Source organism: Pseudomonas sp. PA15(2017) (assembly GCF_001945395.1).
GTDB lineage: Bacteria > Pseudomonadota > Gammaproteobacteria > Pseudomonadales > Pseudomonadaceae > Aquipseudomonas.
On the sequence record NZ_MSXV01000010.1, the window covers coordinates 102348 to 118449 of the forward strand.

A 16102-nucleotide genomic window follows, 5' to 3' on the forward strand; every position below is an offset into this window, starting at 1 on the left:
AGCCCGTGAAGAAGCGACTTGCCCTGTGGTTCTGCGTGTTGATGCTGGTCGGCTGTAGCGAGCAGACCGACCTGTTCAGCGGTTTGTCTGAACAGGATGCCAACGACGTGATCGCCTCCTTGGGCGATTACCGGATCGACACGGGGAAGCGCACGGAAAAAAGCGGCATCGTCGTCTCCGTGGATCGTGCTGATACCAACCGCGCCATTCGTATCCTGGAGTCCGCCGGTCTGCCGCGCCGTGCCCGTACCAGCATCGGTGAAATCTTCAAGAAAGAGGGCGTCATCTCCACGCCGTTGGAGGAGCGGGCGCGTTACATCTATGCCTTGTCCCAAGAACTGGAGTCAACGCTGTCGCAGATCGATGGCGTCATCGTCGCCCGTGTACACGTGGTGTTGCCGGAGCGGGTTGCGCCCGGTGAGCCCGTGCAGCCGGCGTCGGCTGCGGTATTCATCAAACATTCGCAACGGCTGGAGCCGGATGCCGTGCGTCAGCGCATCCAGATGATGGTGTCCAGCAGCATTCCTGGCATGGCCGACACGGTCAGTGTCGACTCCGGAAAGTTTTCCATCGTCTTCGTACCGGCAGCGGCCTTCGACGACGCCGAGCCCCTGGTCAAGTTCGGACCCTTTCTGCTTGAGGAACACCAGCTGGGCTTCTGGCAGCGGGTCCTGTGGGGGGCGCCAGCGGTGCTGATACTGTTGCTGCTGATCATCGCTCTGGTCGCGCGTGCCGACTGGCGACAGGCGTTGTTTTCGCGATTTGCGCCGCGGCGCTCCACCACCTTGCCGAGCCGCACCTGATGGACGGGTTGGCAGCCGGCTGGATTCGCTGGTGGTATGCGGCCGGTGACCCCGCTTCCCCGGGATGGGCCGTCGGTGCCAACGCCGAGCACGTGGCCCTGGCCCTTCGCTCACCCATCAGCCGCCATGCGAACATTGCCGAAAGCCGCGGGGTGCGACTGGCGCAACCCCCGGAGCCCCACCAGGGGCTGTTGCGCTGGGTCGGTTTGTCCGAAGCCGAACAGGTCTTCACGCTGCATCTCGTCGAAGGCGTGTGCGCGTTGTCGCGCTCCTGCAACGCACTGCCAAGTGTTGACGAGCATTGGTGCCGCAGCCTGGCGAAGGCGTTACGCCCCGGCCTCTGGCTACCCGCCGAGCCGGTCGACGCGCGCCTTCTGCTGGGCGCCTGGGTCGGGCCGCAGCGCTGGGCAAGGGTACGGCTGCAGTGGCCCTCTGCAGCGCTCGACGGGCTTCCGCACGGGCTGCCGGGCCACCGTCTGGATACGCTCTGGTCAGCGGTTCTATGGCGCGTGGCGCGGGGAGGTGACCATGCTGGTCAAGCGTAGGCTGGCGGTGCCCGAGCAGATGCTGCACGAGCCGCTGCTGCGTCGTGAAACCATCGATGAGGTGCTGCGTGCCGAGCAGTTGCTCGAGCAGGCCAGGCAGCAGGCGGATGAACTGCTGCAGGCTGCAGAGCGGCAATGTCAGCAGTTTCTGCAAGACGCCCAGGCGGCTTTCTGGGAACAGGCGAATCTCCAACTGCAGGCTTTCGCCGACGAGCACGCGGCGCTTCAGCACGAGGTGCTGGCCAGTCTCGACCGCCTGCTGAGCCAGACCCTGAGTCGTCTGCTCGACGAGACGGACCTGCCCCAGCGTATCCACGCCGTGCTGCGCAATCTGGGCGCCAGTCCGGCTGCCCAGGCCACCGCCACGCTCAGTTGTCATCCGCAGCAGGCGCAAGCGGTGCGGGCCTGGCTGGACGCTTCGCCATTCGCCAGCCTGTGGAGCGTGCACGAGAGCCCCCAGCTCGGGTTGCAGGCGCTACGCCTGAGCCATGCCCAAGGGGCGCTGGAACTCGATTGGGACGGCTTGCGCAGCTCGCTCGCCGGCCAGCCAGCGGCGGATGCGGCGGCGCATTCATCGATGCATCCACATCAACAAGGAGATCAGGCATGACCAGTATCAACGCGTTACGCAACGGCTTGGACCGTGTCAACAAGGAGGCCAAGGAGGGAATGATGGATGCCCTGCACCAGGCCATGGACACGGCCAGCGTAGACGACATCAATGCATACAACGATGCGGCCCGCCGGGCGCAGTTGACCGGTGCGATGGTGGGCGAGGAACTGCGTGCCCAGCATGGCCTGACCAAAGCCATCATCGATGGCATACAGTGATTTCAGCCAGGCGTTCGCGGCATGGTGTGGCGAGGGGTATCCGGCAAGCCTCGAGTGCTGGGTCGATGATGCTTCGTTCCAGACGAGCCTGCATGGCGCAGGCCTGCGCTGTAGCCTGGAGATCTGTCAGGGCTGGGACCCCACGCGAATTGCCGTCTTGCTGGGTGAGGCAGGCGCTGGGCTGGCCTGTGGCTGCCGGGGAGCCCTGGCTTTCGATCCCCAGGCGCATGCCCTGATGCTGGTGGAGTGGTTACCGCTGCCCGTCCAGGCCGCACAGATTCTGACGGCCCTGGAAAACCTGGCCAACCAACGGGCTGCAATGCTCAGCCTGGCCAATGCTCGCACGTTCGATTTTACCGATTCCACCCCATTCAACCCGAAGGGCATTGAAGCCCGCTGACAGGAGTAACCGATGCGCAAGGCCCTGAGATGGCTACCGTGGTTGTATTTCGTTGTCGCGATGCCCGCACTCGCGCTCCCGCCGGAAAGCTGGAAGCGCACGGCCTACGCCTATGACGCTCAGCAGGCGGAGTTGATGACCGCGCTGGGTGATTTCGCCCGCGAGTTCGGCTTGGCCCTCGACATGCCGCCCATGGACGGCGTGATCGACGGGCGCATTCGCGCCGACAATCCCCAGGGGTTTCTCGACCGGCTGGGCCGCGAGTACCACTTTCAGTGGTTCGTCTTCAACGAGACCCTGTACGTCAGTCCCACCCAGGAACAGACCTCGGCACGCATCGATGTGTCCTCGGAGGCGGTCGACGACCTCGAGGCGGCGCTGAGCAAGATCGGCCTGCTCGATCCGCGCTTCGGCTGGGGGCTGTTGCCGGACGAAGGCGCAGTACTGGTACGCGGCCCGGCCAAGTACGTGCAGTTCATCCGAGACTACGGCGAAAAGGTCGAGGAGCCGGAAGAGGCGGAGAAGCAGGATGTCATCGTGTTCCCGCTCAAGTACGCCAACGTTGCCGATCGCACAATCCGCTACCGGGATCAGGAGTTGCAGGTGGCCGGCGTGGCACGCATTCTCCAAGAGCTGTTGGACGCCCGTGCGCAGACCGGCATGCGCGGCGCGGTGGATGCGGGGGCCAGCCTGAATGGGTTGCGGGCCGGCGCCGGCAGCCGCGACTCGTCCTCCCTGGTCCAGGACGCGCTAGCCAACTCGGGCCTCGAAGGCTCCGGCTATGGTCCTGATCTGGGGGCCATGATTGGCTTGGCGCCGGTACCATCCTCGAGTGGCAAGAGCCGCGAGCGAGGTGGCAAGATTCGTGTCAGCGCCGATGTGCGCAACAACGCGGTGCTGATCTATGACCTGCCGGCGCGCAAGGCCATGTACCAGGGGCTGATTGCCCAGCTGGACGTGCCGCGCAATGTGATCGAGATCGATGCGGTGATCCTCGACATTGATCGCAACGAGCTGGCGGAGCTGTCCAGCCGCTGGTCGCTCACGGCCGGCAGTGTGACGGGCGGTGCCAACCTCCTCCAGCCAGGCGCACCCTCGACGCTGTTTATCCAGGATGCCGGGCGCTTCTCCGCCGACCTCCGAGCGCTTGAAGGCAATGGCGCTGCCTCGATCGTCGGCAATCCGTCGATCCTGACGCTGGAAAACCAGCCGGCCGTCATCGATTTCAGCCGCACCGAATACCTCACCGCACTGGCCGAACGTGTCGCCAATATCGCACCCATCACCGCTGGCACCAGCCTGCAGGTGATTCCACGTTCGCTGAACCACAACGGTCGCTCCCAGGTTCAGTTGATCGTCGATATCGAAGATGGGCAGATCGTCGAATCGCAGATCAAGGACGAACAGCCGTCCGTGCGTCGTGGCAACGTCAGCACCCAGGCGGTGATCGCCGAGCACGGCTCCCTGGTGATCGGCGGTTTTCACGGCGTGGAGGCCAATGACCGGCTCAACAAGGTTCCACTGCTGGGCGATATTCCCGTCATCGGCAAGCTGCTCTTCCAGTCGCGCAGCCGTGAATACACCCAGCGCGAGCGGCTGTTCATCCTCACCCCGCGGTTGATCGGTGACCAGGTCAATCCAGCGCGCTACGTGCAGCACGCCAACCCCCATGACCTCGATCGCCAGCTCAAGGAAGTGCAGGCGCGTCGCGGTGTCACCGACCGGCCGACGCGCAACGATGTTCGCCAGGCATTCGAAAACCTGGTCGCCGGCACGCTGCCGCAGGGCTTCAGTGCTGCCAGGGCCTCGTTTCAGCACAACACCCTGTGTCGGTTCGACCCAGGGCTGACGGTCAATGCCGAGCACTCCCAGTGGTTCGTCCGCAAGGACTGGGGCGTGGCGGTGGTGGCTGTGCGCAACGACTCGGATATGCCCATGCGTATCGACGAGAGCCAGTGCGGCGGTCGCTGGGTCTTGGGCGTGAGCGCCTGGCCGCAAGCTTGGCTGCAGCCGGGCGAGCAGAGCGAGGTTTTCATCGCCATGCGCCAGGCCAAGGCCCTCGACCCTTCCCTCGAACTTCGCCCCTCGCTGCTAAGCGATAAGGAACCATGATGATGTTTCGCGTATTGGCCGTTGTGTCGATTGTCGGCGTGCTGGCAGGCTGTGCCAGCCCCAAAGGTTGTTCAGGTCAGGCGTGCAAGCGTCCTGACTCCACCCCCAGGAGCCTGGTGATCTGGTGGCCCGACGACATGCGCCAGGGGCTCAATGAGCAGGATCGCCAGCGCGACCTGGACTACACCGTCACGCCGCTGGAGAACTGAGCATGATGCAGACCTCGGAAAAGCGCACCTTCCTCGAACACGCCGCTGCCGAGCGCGGCGCGGTTTGGCCGCTTGCTTCCGGGGTAGCATTCATCAGTCGCCGTGATCACCGATGCTGGGGCGTTGCGTTGCACGTGGAGGTGGAGGCCCTGGGCCCCGATCAGCTGCGTGCCACCCTGGCGCGGCGTTTTTGCGAGGCGGATCGCTACGATCAGTTCTTCCTGTTTCTCAACCTGCAGCGAGAGTTGGTGGTCTGGCACGCGGCGCCCGTAGAGGATACCGACATCGTCTCCCTCGACCACATCTGCCAGGAGCAACTCGCCCTCGTAGGGCTGGAGCACCTACCATGACGGCTCTCGCGGCGCTCGCTCACCGCTCCGCGCATACGTCCTCAGTGCCGCGCGATCCCCGTGTCAACGCTCGCCGCTCAAGTCAGTGATCGGCAGGTCGACGCACCAGCAACATTGCTCATGGCCAAGCCTTTGGGACGTCGGGCGCCTCGCTCATCCGATGCCGCTTTTGGGCAGCGGGTGAATCCTGATTCTGATGGCGAGGACGTTGATCAATACCTGATGCGCCATCCTCCAGCCGCCTGACCCGAGGCTCTGTTCGGTGCCCGAGCAGCAAGCCGCAGTCAGCTGTTCAGGGCATGCTCACAGGTGATCGGTACGAATGACCTGGTCGTCGACCTCATCGAGCTGCTTCACCAGTTGGTAGATCTGCGCCACCATTTCCAGCGTGGCCCTGGGGATGTAGCGGCCGGTGCGGGTCTTGTACAGGGTGCGTGCCAGCCACACGCTCTGCACCACCGGCACCTTGGCGAGCTTGGCCTGGGCGATCAGTGCCAGGGCGCCGTCGTCTTCGCCCTTGCAGTGGATCATCGGCAGGGGCGTTTTGCCGGGCCGGTAGAACAGCGCGACGGCGTAGTGGGTCGGGTTGACCACCAAAACGTCGGCCTCCTGCACCGGGCGCGGCGCGGCTTCGGGTTCCTGGTTGAGAATCTCGAAGGCGAACTGGCGCCGCTGGCCCTTGACGTGGGGGTCGCCCTCGGACTGTTTGTATTCCTTCTTGATATCGTCGTGGCTCATGCGCAGGCGCTTGGCATGGAAGAATTTCTGCAGACCGAAGTCGATGGCCGCCAGCACCAGCAGCAACCCCAGGGTGATGCGCAGAATGTGGCGGAACACCTGCAGCAGCGACTGCCAGTAGGTGTCGAGATCGGAATTGGCCAACAGGATCAGCGTTCCCAGTTCCGGCTCGAGCAACAGGTAGAGGGTGTAGCCAATGATGATGGCCTTGAGTACGCTCATCAACAGGTTGGAGAGGTTCTGCCCGGAGAACATCTGTTTGAGTTGCGCGAAGGGGTTGAGCTTGTTGAAGTCGACTTTCAGTGCCTTGGGCGCGAACAGGAAACCGAACTGCCCCCAGCCAGCAGCCAGGCGCATCAGCATCGCCAGGCCGACGCTCAAGGCGAGAAAGGGCAGCATCACCGCGATGGCTTCGGTAACCAGTTGTTCGACGATCCGCTCGAAGGGTTGCTGGGTAGCATTGACCGACAATTCCATCAACTGCTTGAGGCTGTCCATGCTGCTGTTCGCCAGGCCCAGCGTCACCTCGCTGACCAAAAGCAGGATCAGCAGCTTGCTGACATCCTGGCTCTGCGCGATCTGCCCCTTCTCACGGGCATCGCGCAACTGTTTGGGTGTGGCTTTTTCGGTCTTTTCACTCACGGCTCCGGTACCCCTACGATGTGCTGGAGCAGATCGCTGATCACCCTCAGGTGCTGCAGCTCACCGCTGCCCAACTCAAGCAGCGTCGGCAGGTAGATCAGCAGGAAGGCGATGCCGGCGATGCTTTTGGCGGGCATGGCGAGGATGAACACATTGAGCTGTTGTGCGTACAGGCTGATGATCGCCATCACCGCTTCGATCAGCAGCAGTACCGCGATGAAGGGCGCGGCGTACAGCAGCATGTGGTGCAGCGTGCGGCTCAGTTGTTCGAGCAGGATGATCAGGCCGTCCTGGGTAAGAGTCGGCAGCCAGGCCGTGGGTGGCCAGATCAGGTAACTGTCCCAGATCACCTGCAGGATCAACGGCAGCCCGCCGATCACCATCAGCAGCATGATCATCGCCTCCTGAAACAGCATGCCCATGGGGGTCACGTCCGGCCCCAGTGCGGGGTTGATCTGCCCACCGCTCAGGGCGCCGCGCTGGCTGTCGAGCAGGGCGCCCACCGAGGCGAACATCCAGAACGGCATGTACAGCAGCACGCCCAGCAGGGCGCCCAGAGCCACTTCCTTGAACAGCAGGCCAAGTATCCAGCCCAGGTTCGAGTCCTGGCCGTCCAGCGCCGCACTGATCGACGGCGCCGGGATCAGGGCCACGGCAATGACCACCGCGTAGCGCAGGGGGCCCTTCAGGTACCTGAAGCAGAAAGCGGGTACCAGAAACATGCAGGGCACCAGGCGCGCTGCTGCAAGGCCGATGCCTTGCAGCAGCTCGAAGGCGCTTTGCATGTCCCAGGGCATCTAGCGGGGCCCGCCTGTCCGGGCGATCAGGTCGAAGGCCATGTTGATGAACTGGATCAGTTCCAGGCCGACCCAACGGCCGGTCATGGCCAGGGTGAGGCCGACGGCGGCCAGCTTGAGGCCGAACGGCAGGGTCTGATCCTGCATCTGCATCAGGGCCTGCAGCAGCGAGGTGACCACCCCCACCAGTACCGCCACGGCCAGCGGCGGAGCGGTGAGGATGACGACCAGGAACATGCCTTGCTTGAACAGTGCCAACGCTTCCATGGCGACCTCACAGGTAGGAAAGGAACAGGCTGTCGATCAGCTTCGTCCAGCCATCCACCAGCACGAACAGCAGCAGCTTGAGTGGTAGCGAGATGGTCATCGGCGACACCATCTGCATGCCCAGTGCCAGCAGCAGGTTGGAAACGATCAGATCGATGACGATGAAGGGGATGTAGATCAGGAAGCCGATCTTGAAGGCGGCCTGCAGCTCGGACAGCACGAATGCCGGGATGGCCAACAGCAGGTCGCTCTTGCTGGCGCTCTCGGCCATCTCCTTGGGCCACATGCGATGGGTGTTTTCCAGCAGGTGGGTGAGCACGTCTGGGTCGGTGTTATGGGTCATGAACTGCTGCAGCGGGTCGATGATGCCGCCAGCGCTTTCCTGCAGACTCTGGGTGGTGGACATGTCCAGTGGGTTCTGGTCCAGGCGCTTCTGGACCTCGTGGGCCACCGGGGCCATGACGAACATTGTGGCGGCGAGGGCGATACCGTAGATGGCCATGTTCGGCGGCACCTGCTGCACGCCGATGGCGTTACGGGTGATCATCAGGGTCATGGCGATCTTCAGGAATGCTGTGCAGACGATCAGCAGGAAGGGCACCAGCGACAGTGCGCCAAGGAACAGCGCCAGGAGGACCGGGTTCATCCCGTCCAGAATCATGTCAGCGACGCCATGCGAGTGATCTGCAGGCCCAGGCGGCCGCCCACGTCGACCAATTCGCCCTCGGCGACCACCTGCTCGCCGCTGCATAGCCAGGCCTGCCCCGGCGTGACGCCCTGCACCTCAAGCACCGCGCCATGGTCGAGCCGTTGCAGTTGTTCCAGGCTCAGGCTCAGTGAGCCACAGCGCAGCGTCAGGGCCAGGGGCAGATGCGCAAGGGGCGAAAGAGTCTGCTGGTCAGCCGAATTCTCGGGGGCCGTATCGGTCGACTGCTGCGCCGCTGCCCAGGCCTGCTGCTCGTCGTCGGCCCCGTCGACTGCCGCCTCGTCCGTATCGTCGGGCGTAATGGGCGCTTGTTGGGCGTCGGGTTGTACCGCCAGGTCCGGTCGCTCATCGAGGTAGGCGGCTTCACTGGCTTCATTGGCATAGGGTGTTTCCAGGGTCGGGTCAGTGCTCGTCATGCTCATGGCCGTCGATTTCCAGGTTCAAAAGGAGGCGTGTTCCGCATACTGTCGTCTGCCCGCGCCAGCGCTGGCCGGCGAGCGCCAGCACACCGTGGCCCTCGCAGTCGAAATGCGGGTCGCTTGGCACCACCACGTCTCCCGGGCGCAGTGAGGCGAGTTGTTCCAGGGTCAGCTCGCTGCGGCCCAGGATCAGCGGCTCGTGCACCTGCAGGGCGGTCGGAAAGGGGCGGTGAAGCGGGTGCCAGAACGGCGCCTGCAACAAGCCCAGCAGGGTGCCCGCGGCGGCCGTCAATTGGCCGTGGGCGACTTCCTCGCCCAGCGTCACGCGTAGGGCGCAGCGCATGTGCAGGTCCGCCGACGGGGCGCTTTCACGTATCGACAACGGAGCCAGACAGGTGCTTATCGCCGGGCTAAGCTGCTGACTGATCACCTGCCAGTACCAGGCCTGGGGGGCACCCGCGATGCTTACCGGCAGCTCACCCAGCAGGCTGAGCAGGGCGCCGGCATCGCTCAGGTGCAAGGCCCCCAGAGCGCTGTCGAACCAGGTGCCGGGGGCGGCCTGCGCTTCGGCTGGCAGGGGCGTCACGCGCAGCTCGCCGCTTAGCCCCCTGGCCTGAAAGGTCGCCCTCAGCCCCGCGCCCAGGGCCCGGCTGGCTTGCGCCTGCAGGGGGGCCAGCTGGCGAAGAACTAGCGCGCTCATGCCAGCGCCTCATCGACCAGCGTCAGGCGAATCGGGCTGCCCATGGCCTCGGCCAGCGCCGCCTCGCAGGCGCTGCGCTGGCCGCGCAGGCGCTCGAAGGTTTCCCGGCGGGCGCAACCCAGCTCCACCTCCCATTGATCGTCGCGCTTGCCGGCGCGTACCTGAATCCGGCCCAGGTTGGGCATCAGCAGGGTGGCCGTGAACGCGCCTGGAGGCGCGATGGGCAACCGTTGCGCCAATTCGTCGACCAGCTGGCCCGCGGCGGCATCGGGCTTACCGGCCGCGGCGGTCTGGCCGCCTCCCAAACCTGAGCCCTCGTCCGATACCGCCTGCGCCGGCTGGATCAGTTGGGCGAACACCAGCCCGTCGGCCATCAACGCCGACGGCGACAGGTCTAGGCCCTGGGTGAGCATGCGCAGGTCAATATCACCACGCCGTAGCGGGCCGCCTTGCTGGAGCCTGGCGGCGGCAGGTTGCGCCTGGGCCGGGCTGGGGGTTGCCGGCGGGGTGGGTGGCTGCGGCCGTCGAGGCGCCGCGGCGGTTTCAGCTTTCATCGTTCAGGGCCTCGTTAAGGCAAGCGAGTTTTTCCACGGCGCGCTGCGCCTGTCTGGCCTGGTTGCTGGCCTGCTGCAGCTGGGCCTGATGGGTCTCGAGAAGGGCCTGCTGCTGATGGACCTCATGGCGTAGCGTGGCCAGGTGGTCGAGCATGCGGCGCTCGCGATCATGCCAGCGGCCGACCTCCTCGAACCCCATGCACTGCTGCAGGTGCTGGCTGGCCAGTTGTGCACGGCGGGCGTGCTGCTCCTCGGTTTGCCGCGTGAGCCGCGCCTCGACGTTCTGCAGTTGTTCGTGACTGTTTTCCAGGTTTTGCTGCGCTTCGCGTTGCTGGCGCTCGGCACGTGCCTGGCGATGCTGGCGCAAGGGTTTGAGCAGAGCGATGGCCTGCTCCAGCGACGCGCGTTGCGGGTCGATTTCCAGATCGTTTTCCATGCTCACTCCGGTAAGGCATCGGTCAACTGGTTCAACGCCACCAGCGTGTCCTCCAGGGGCCACGGGCCGCGCAGATCCTGCTGCAGGAACTGGTCGATGGCGCCGTTGAGCTGTACGGCGCAATCGGTGACCGGATCGGCCCCGGCCTGGTACTCGCCCAGGCGCAACAGCATCTCGACCTGGCGGTAGGCGGCCATGAGCCGGCGCAGGCGGTTGTTGGCGCGCTGATGCTCGCGACTGGCCACGTTGCTCAACACCCGGCTGATGCTGGCCGGCACGTCGATTGCCGGGTAGTGGCCACGCTCGGCCAGCTTGCGTGACAACACGATGTGGCCATCGAGCAGCGAGCGCACCTCGTCGGCCACCGGGTCGTTCATCGAGTCCTGTTCGATAAGCACGGTGTACAGGGCCGTGATCGAGCCGACTTCACTCATTCCCGCCCGCTCCACCAGTTGCGGCAGCAGCGTGTACACCGAGGGTGGCAGGCCGCCACGGCCCAAGGGTTCGCCGGCGGCAATGCCGATTTCGCGCTGAGCACGGGCGAATCGGGTCAGGGAGTCGATCAACAGCAATACCTTCATACCGCGGGCTCGGAACGCCTCGGCAATGGCCGTGGCCGTGAAGGCTGCGCGTGCTCGTTCCATGCTGGACCTGTCGGAGGTGGCACAGACCAGCACCGAGCGTTTGCGCAGCGTCTCGTCCAGTTCGTGGTCGAGGAACTCGCGCAGTTCCCTGCCGCGTTCGCCAATCAGCCCGAACACGATCACGTCGCACCCCATGTTGCGCGCCAGCTCGGCCATCAGGGTGGTCTTGCCGCAGCCCGCGCCCGCGAACAAGCCCACGCGCTGGCCCTCGCCGAGCAGCAGGGCGCTGTCGATAGCGCGGATACCGGTGGTCAGCGGTCGGCTGATCCGCGGGCGCTGGGTGGGCGGCAGGGCCGCGCTGATGACCGGTAGTGTCTGGCGGGTATCGCTGGGGCCAGCGAAGGCGCCCTGGGCGTCGCCCAGCAAGGGCCGGCCGAAACCATCGAGCACGCAGCCCAGCAGGGTTTCATCAACGCCGATGCGGTGGGCGATCCCCAGCGGGCGTATGGCGGCTCCGACCTGAATGCCCTCCGGGGTACCGAGGGCGCTGAGCAAGGTGCAGTCCGGTGTGAAACCGACGATCTCGGCGAGAATGTGGCTGCCATCCGCCTTGATCACCTCGCACAGATCGCCCACCTTGGCCGCCGGTACCTGGCACTCGAGCAGGATGCCGCTGACCGCCGTCACCTTGCCGCTCACGCGCACGGCGCTAAAGTCGTTCAGGCGCGCCGCCTGGCGCTGCTCCCACTCTCGCAGGGCCGGCAGCAGGGCAGTCACCAGCTCACCTCCAGGCGTTGCTCGCCATCGAACTGGATGCGGCCGTTGTCGATCTGCACCAGGCGGATACCATCGATGCGGTCGCCGATGTACATGCGTCGCCCATCGGCCATCACCAGGTGGCCATTGCTGCCGCCGATAATCTGGGTGATCGCGAAGGGGAGACCGCCGTTGCCATTGAACACCTGGTCGTCGATGCGAAAATCCACCCGGTGATCCTGCTTGAAGCGCTGCAGCATGCGCTGGTAAACCTGCATGCTCTCGTCCTTCAGGCTACCGCTCAACACCAACCCCTGATCATCGTGTTCCAGGCTGACAGCGCCGAGCATGCGCTCGCTAAGCATGGTCTTGAGCAGCCGGGCAGCGCTCTGCTGATCGAGGGCTGCCGGTTGCGCTTGTGCAGGGGCCGCAGGCGTGGCGAGCGGCGAGGCGACTGAAGAGGCGGCTGGAGAGTCACTCGGCGTCAGTGTCGCGCTGCTCAGGCTCCAGGCGCTGCCCACCACGCCCAGCAGCACCCCCAGCGTGATGCAGGCGCCGCGGCTGAGTAAGGTGCCGCGCGGCGACGATGCAGCGGGCCCTGGCGTCTCGTTGCCCTGAGCGCCTTGCGCGCCATCGTCGGGGGCGATGACTGGCAGGTTCGTCCAGGGGGCCTCGGCAGGCGTGAGGGTCAGCCAGACCGAACCCAGTGCGAACTGGGCATGGGGCTGCAGGTCGGCCAGCGGATGGCCCTCGATATCCAGCGGGTGAGCGTCGGCCGCCTCCAGGCGCCAGCCTTCGCCGTCGCGCCGTAATTGGCAGTGGCGAGGGTGCACGCCTGCATCGTGCAGCGCGAGGTCCAACTCATCGTTGGCGCCGATTGCCCAGTGGTCACCGATCAGCGGCAGTGCCGCGCCCTGGTGAAGGCCGTTCAGCACCCGCAGTTCAAACAGGTCGTTACCGGAATCGTTCATGCGTATTGCTCGCTCTCTAGGGCCGCTGTTTCCTCCAGTTCGAAGCGGCCGAGGACCTTGACCTGTGCCGAGCTGCTGATCTCCGCGAAGGACAGCACGGGCACGTGATAGAACTCCTCTTGCAGAAGAATGCGCAGGGGGCTGCGCAGATCCTGAGGAACCAGCAGCACGGCGCGCTTCCTGGCACGCTGTGGAAAGGCCATGTGCAGGTGCTGGAGCAGCAACTGGCTGGTCGCATCACTGAGTGCGAAGAAGGTTTCGGTTTGCGTCTGGCGCAGGCCGTCGCGCAGAACACCCTCGCTCTCGGGGGTCAGCAGCCAGACCTCCAGGCCTTCTGCCGTGGCGTACTGGTGGTAGATCTGCGACTTCAGGGCGATGCGTACGTAATTCACCAGCATGGCGATGTCGCGTTCGTACTGGCCGTGCTCGACCAACGTTTCGGCGATCACCCGCACCGAGCGCAGTGGCACGCACTCGGCGGCCAGCCCCTGCAGCACCGCTGCAAAGCGCGCCAGTGGCAGCACCCGGAGCATTTCCTGGGCGAGTTCGGGCTGCTCGGACTCCAGCCAACCAAGGATCGCCTTGGTCTCCTGCAGGCCGATGAACTGCGGTGCGCAGGCATGCAGGGTGCGCTCCATGCGCTCGATGATCAGGGTGGCGGCGCTGATCTGTTCCAGCTCCGTGTTGTGCAGAACCGGCGAGTCGGCGGGCATCCAGACCCATTGGCCCTCCTGGCGCTCGACGCTGCCGGGAATTAGCTCGTCGAGTTCGAGCTCGTCTAGGGCCTCGGCATCGACGGCCACGTGGCTGTGGCTGAGCGTGGCGCGCATCATCGGCACTTCGTACACCGAGAAGCGGAATTCGTCCTCGGGGATGTGCTCCGACTGCTCGATGATGAACGAGGGCAGGGTCAGGCCGTACTGCACCACCAGGCGATTGCGGCGTTGACGGATCTCGCTGACGATCGCGGCGATCTGCTGCGCGTCCTGGTTGGGGTGGAACTGCAAGACGAACTGGCGGCTGGGGTTGAAGGTGCGCAAGTCTTCGTCACCGTTGAGCTCCGGCGCCACCCACTGGGCTTGCTCGTCCTCCGGTTGCGGTTTGTCGCGGTAAATCTGCAGCACGCCGCCGCACCCGCAGATCAGGGCGATGGTGATGAATATCCCGGTCGGCATGCCGGGCAGTGCGGCGAAACCGAGCATGGCCACCGCCGAGATGATCCACACCTTGGGCTGGCTGGTCAGTTGCTCGGCGATTTCGCGGCCGATGTTCGATTGCGGCGTCGGGTTGCCGTCCGGCACGCGAGTGATCACGATGCCGGCGGTGACCGAGATCATCAGGGCGGGTATCTGCGAGATGAGGCCGTCACCGATGGTCAGAATGGTGTAGATGTGCAGGGCGTCGCCGGCACTCATGTTCATCTGCATCACGCCGATGCTGATGCCGCCGATCATGTTGATGGCGATGATGATCAGCCCGGCAATGGCGTCGCCCTTGACGAACTTCATGGCGCCATCCATCGCCCCGAACAGCTGGCTTTCCTTGGCGAGTTCCTCGCGTCGGGCACGGGCATCCTGCACGCTGATCAGGTTCGCGCGCAGGTCGCTGTCGATGGACATCTGCTTGCCGGGCATGGCGTCCAGGGTGAACCGCGCGCCGACTTCGGCGACCCGTTCCGAGCCCTTGGTGATGACCATGAAGTTGACCACCGTGATGATCAGGAAGATCACCGTGCCCACCGCCAGGTTGCCGCCGACCACGAATTCGCCGAAGGCTTCGACGATGTGGCCGGCGTCTTGGTCCAGGAGGATCAAGCGTGTGGTCGAGATCGACAGGGCCAGACGGAACATGGTGGTGATCAGCAGCACCGCCGGAAAGGTAGAGAAGGCCAGTGGCCGCGGCAGGTTCATCGCCAGCATGATCAGCAGGCAGGAAATACAGATGTTGATGGCGATCAGCACGTCGATCAGCCAGGTCGGCATGGGGGTTATCATCATGAAGATGATCGCCAGCACCACGAAGGCCCCGACGATTTCCGAGCGCCGCATGGCCGCCAGGGCGAGCTGGTTGGCGACATGGATGAGGTAGGTCATCAGGCCATCGCCTCCTGCAAGCGGCGCTGTTCTTCATTGACCAGCGCAGTGGACAGCAGCAACAGGTTATCGAGGGCTTTCTGCCGGCTCTTGTTGTCGTTCCAGTTCATGTACTTCAGCTCCTTGAGCAGGGCCAGCAGGCGATTGACCAACGCCAGCTGGTGTTCGAGCTGGCGGCCGCCGACTTCCTGCACCAGTTGCAGGGTTTCCTTGGGTTGCATGCCGTCGCTGATGAGTTGCTGCAGAACCTTCACGAATGCCGAGGTCTTCATCTCGAACCCCGGGTTCTTGGCCAGCATTTCGTTACGCATGTGGGCGCAACTGCCATAGAACTGTTTCAGAAAGGTGGTGCGCTCGATGTTCTTCAGCGCTTCGTGTTGTTGCTTGGGCCTGGCGGTGGTCACCAGGTGGTTGGTTTCAACCAGCAGGTCGCTGAGCTGGGCGTCGAAGCCGTGGTCACCGTCGCCGTCGCCGTCTTCCCGTTCGCTGATCATCCGGGTCAGTTCCAGCAGATTTACCTGGCCGTTTCCTGACAGGCTGCGTGCGCTCTCGCGGCGCCGCGGGTCGGCAACTGCCGACGCGAACGATACCCGCGAGCGCAGTGACCGAGCCTGCTGGCTGTGCTGTGCAGCGAACTGCAGTCTCAGTGCCTGCAGCTTCCTGGCTTCCTCGAACGAGCGCGCCTGCTGCGCCTGGCGTTCGGCAATGCGCAGCAGGCTCAGCGCCTGGCCGAGGTCGTTCCGCGAACTATCGAGCATCTGCCGGAAACCGCCGTCGCTACGGGCGCTCTGGCGCAACAGGTCGGCCTTCGACTCCAGGGTCGTGAGCAGCTGTTTGTACAGCTTGTACTGCAGGACTTTCTGCGACTGCAGTTGCAGGGCCTTGAAGCGCAGGTTGCGCTTGTGCAGGCGGATGCTGACCTGACTCAGCTCGGCATTGAAGCTGGAAACCTGCTGCGCCGTGGTGCCTGCCGCCTGCGCGCCACCCTGTTGCCCAGGCGTGCCCGAGGGCCCCGCCGATCCCGGTGTGATCGGCGGCAGGCGCGTGGGCGCAGTAGCGGATTGAGCACGGTTGATCATGGCGCAGCCTGGAAGAACGAATGCTCAATGAGTGGCGTGGGAGCCGAACCGGTTCCCCGGATTGCCGTGTGCAGAAATTGGTTCGGGAAACTGTCCGCTAGCGCAGGATC

At 64.7% G+C, this 16102-nt stretch carries 20 protein-coding genes; 8 read left to right on the forward strand and 12 right to left on the reverse strand.

The window, feature by feature from the left end; all coding sequences use genetic code 11:
* Window positions 1-5: 5 nt before the first annotated feature.
* Genes sctJ through BVH03_RS04430 form a run of 8 tightly spaced genes read left to right on the forward strand, consistent with a single transcriptional unit; the run spans window position 6 to window position 5250 of the window.
* On the forward strand, window positions 6-803 hold the full coding sequence (gene sctJ, locus BVH03_RS04395; protein WP_075960035.1) for a type III secretion system inner membrane ring lipoprotein SctJ: 798 nt from the start codon (window positions 6-8) through the stop codon (window positions 801-803).
* Window positions 803-1348: a type III secretion protein gene (locus BVH03_RS26300; RefSeq protein WP_168175597.1), complete on the forward strand. Its 546-nt coding sequence runs from the start codon at window positions 803-805 to the stop codon at window positions 1346-1348. Before sctJ ends, BVH03_RS26300 begins: the two co-directional genes overlap by 1 nt.
* The gene (sctL, locus tag BVH03_RS26305; protein WP_075960036.1) at window positions 1332-1958 is read left to right on the forward strand and encodes a type III secretion system stator protein SctL; all 627 of its coding nucleotides are present in this window, start codon (window positions 1332-1334) and stop codon (window positions 1956-1958) included. Before BVH03_RS26300 ends, sctL begins: the two co-directional genes overlap by 17 nt.
* Window positions 1955-2179, forward strand: coding sequence for a type III secretion protein (locus tag BVH03_RS04410; RefSeq protein ID WP_075931591.1), 225 nt, complete (start codon window positions 1955-1957; stop codon window positions 2177-2179). Before sctL ends, BVH03_RS04410 begins: the two co-directional genes overlap by 4 nt.
* Entirely contained in the window at window positions 2166-2579 is a 414-nt protein-coding gene (locus tag BVH03_RS04415) for a hypothetical protein (RefSeq protein ID WP_075960037.1), read from the forward strand. Before BVH03_RS04410 ends, BVH03_RS04415 begins: the two co-directional genes overlap by 14 nt.
* 12 nt (window positions 2580-2591) lie before the next feature.
* Window positions 2592-4691: a type III secretion system outer membrane ring subunit SctC gene (gene sctC / locus BVH03_RS04420; protein ID WP_075960038.1), complete on the forward strand. Its 2100-nt coding sequence runs from the start codon at window positions 2592-2594 to the stop codon at window positions 4689-4691.
* The gene (gene hrpT / locus BVH03_RS04425) at window positions 4691-4900 is read left to right on the forward strand and encodes an HrpT family type III secretion system protein (RefSeq protein WP_075931594.1); all 210 of its coding nucleotides are present in this window, start codon (window positions 4691-4693) and stop codon (window positions 4898-4900) included. The genes sctC and hrpT overlap by 1 nt, the downstream gene beginning before the upstream one ends.
* Before the next feature lie 2 nt (window positions 4901-4902).
* Window positions 4903-5250: a type III secretion protein HrpV gene (locus BVH03_RS04430; protein WP_075960039.1), complete on the forward strand. Its 348-nt coding sequence runs from the start codon at window positions 4903-4905 to the stop codon at window positions 5248-5250.
* 303 nt (window positions 5251-5553) lie between these two features.
* On the opposite strand, the gene sctU is transcribed toward BVH03_RS04430, so the two are convergent.
* The 12 genes from sctU to BVH03_RS04490 are packed head-to-tail and all read right to left on the reverse strand — an operon-like array spanning window position 5554 to window position 15992.
* A complete protein-coding gene (sctU, locus tag BVH03_RS04435) occupies window positions 5554-6630 on the reverse strand; it encodes a type III secretion system export apparatus subunit SctU (RefSeq protein WP_075960040.1) in 1077 nt (358 codons plus the stop codon).
* Window positions 6627-7427, reverse strand: a complete 801-nt coding sequence (gene sctT, locus BVH03_RS04440; RefSeq protein WP_075960041.1) for a type III secretion system export apparatus subunit SctT — start codon at window positions 7425-7427, stop codon at window positions 6627-6629. Before sctT ends, sctU begins: the two co-directional genes overlap by 4 nt.
* The gene (sctS, locus tag BVH03_RS04445; RefSeq protein ID WP_075931598.1) at window positions 7428-7694 is read right to left on the reverse strand and encodes a type III secretion system export apparatus subunit SctS; all 267 of its coding nucleotides are present in this window, start codon (window positions 7692-7694) and stop codon (window positions 7428-7430) included.
* Between the two features lie 7 nt (window positions 7695-7701).
* Window positions 7702-8355, reverse strand: a complete 654-nt coding sequence (gene sctR, locus BVH03_RS04450; RefSeq protein WP_075960042.1) for a type III secretion system export apparatus subunit SctR — start codon at window positions 8353-8355, stop codon at window positions 7702-7704.
* A complete protein-coding gene (locus tag BVH03_RS04455; RefSeq protein ID WP_075960131.1) occupies window positions 8352-8816 on the reverse strand; it encodes a FliM/FliN family flagellar motor switch protein in 465 nt (154 codons plus the stop codon). Before BVH03_RS04455 ends, sctR begins: the two co-directional genes overlap by 4 nt.
* Window positions 8803-9519: a hypothetical protein gene (locus BVH03_RS04460; RefSeq protein ID WP_075960043.1), complete on the reverse strand. Its 717-nt coding sequence runs from the start codon at window positions 9517-9519 to the stop codon at window positions 8803-8805. The genes BVH03_RS04455 and BVH03_RS04460 overlap by 14 nt, the downstream gene beginning before the upstream one ends.
* Window positions 9516-10073 (reverse strand): type III secretion system HrpP C-terminal domain-containing protein, encoded by a 558-nt coding sequence (locus tag BVH03_RS04465; protein ID WP_075960044.1) that lies wholly within the window; start codon window positions 10071-10073, stop codon window positions 9516-9518. The genes BVH03_RS04460 and BVH03_RS04465 overlap by 4 nt, the downstream gene beginning before the upstream one ends.
* Entirely contained in the window at window positions 10063-10509 is a 447-nt protein-coding gene (locus BVH03_RS04470) for a type III secretion protein (protein WP_075960045.1), read from the reverse strand. The genes BVH03_RS04465 and BVH03_RS04470 overlap by 11 nt, the downstream gene beginning before the upstream one ends.
* A 2-nt stretch (window positions 10510-10511) precedes the next feature.
* Window positions 10512-11861: a FliI/YscN family ATPase gene (locus BVH03_RS04475; RefSeq protein ID WP_143485894.1), complete on the reverse strand. Its 1350-nt coding sequence runs from the start codon at window positions 11859-11861 to the stop codon at window positions 10512-10514.
* Window positions 11862-11866: 5 nt separating this feature from the next.
* Window positions 11867-12820, reverse strand: a complete 954-nt coding sequence (locus BVH03_RS04480) for an FHA domain-containing protein (protein WP_256574616.1) — start codon at window positions 12818-12820, stop codon at window positions 11867-11869.
* Window positions 12817-14913, reverse strand: a complete 2097-nt coding sequence (gene sctV / locus BVH03_RS04485; RefSeq protein WP_075960047.1) for a type III secretion system export apparatus subunit SctV — start codon at window positions 14911-14913, stop codon at window positions 12817-12819. The genes BVH03_RS04480 and sctV overlap by 4 nt, the downstream gene beginning before the upstream one ends.
* On the reverse strand, window positions 14913-15992 hold the full coding sequence (locus BVH03_RS04490) for a TyeA family type III secretion system gatekeeper subunit (protein ID WP_075960048.1): 1080 nt from the start codon (window positions 15990-15992) through the stop codon (window positions 14913-14915). Before BVH03_RS04490 ends, sctV begins: the two co-directional genes overlap by 1 nt.
* Between the last annotated feature and the right edge of the window lie 110 nt (window positions 15993-16102).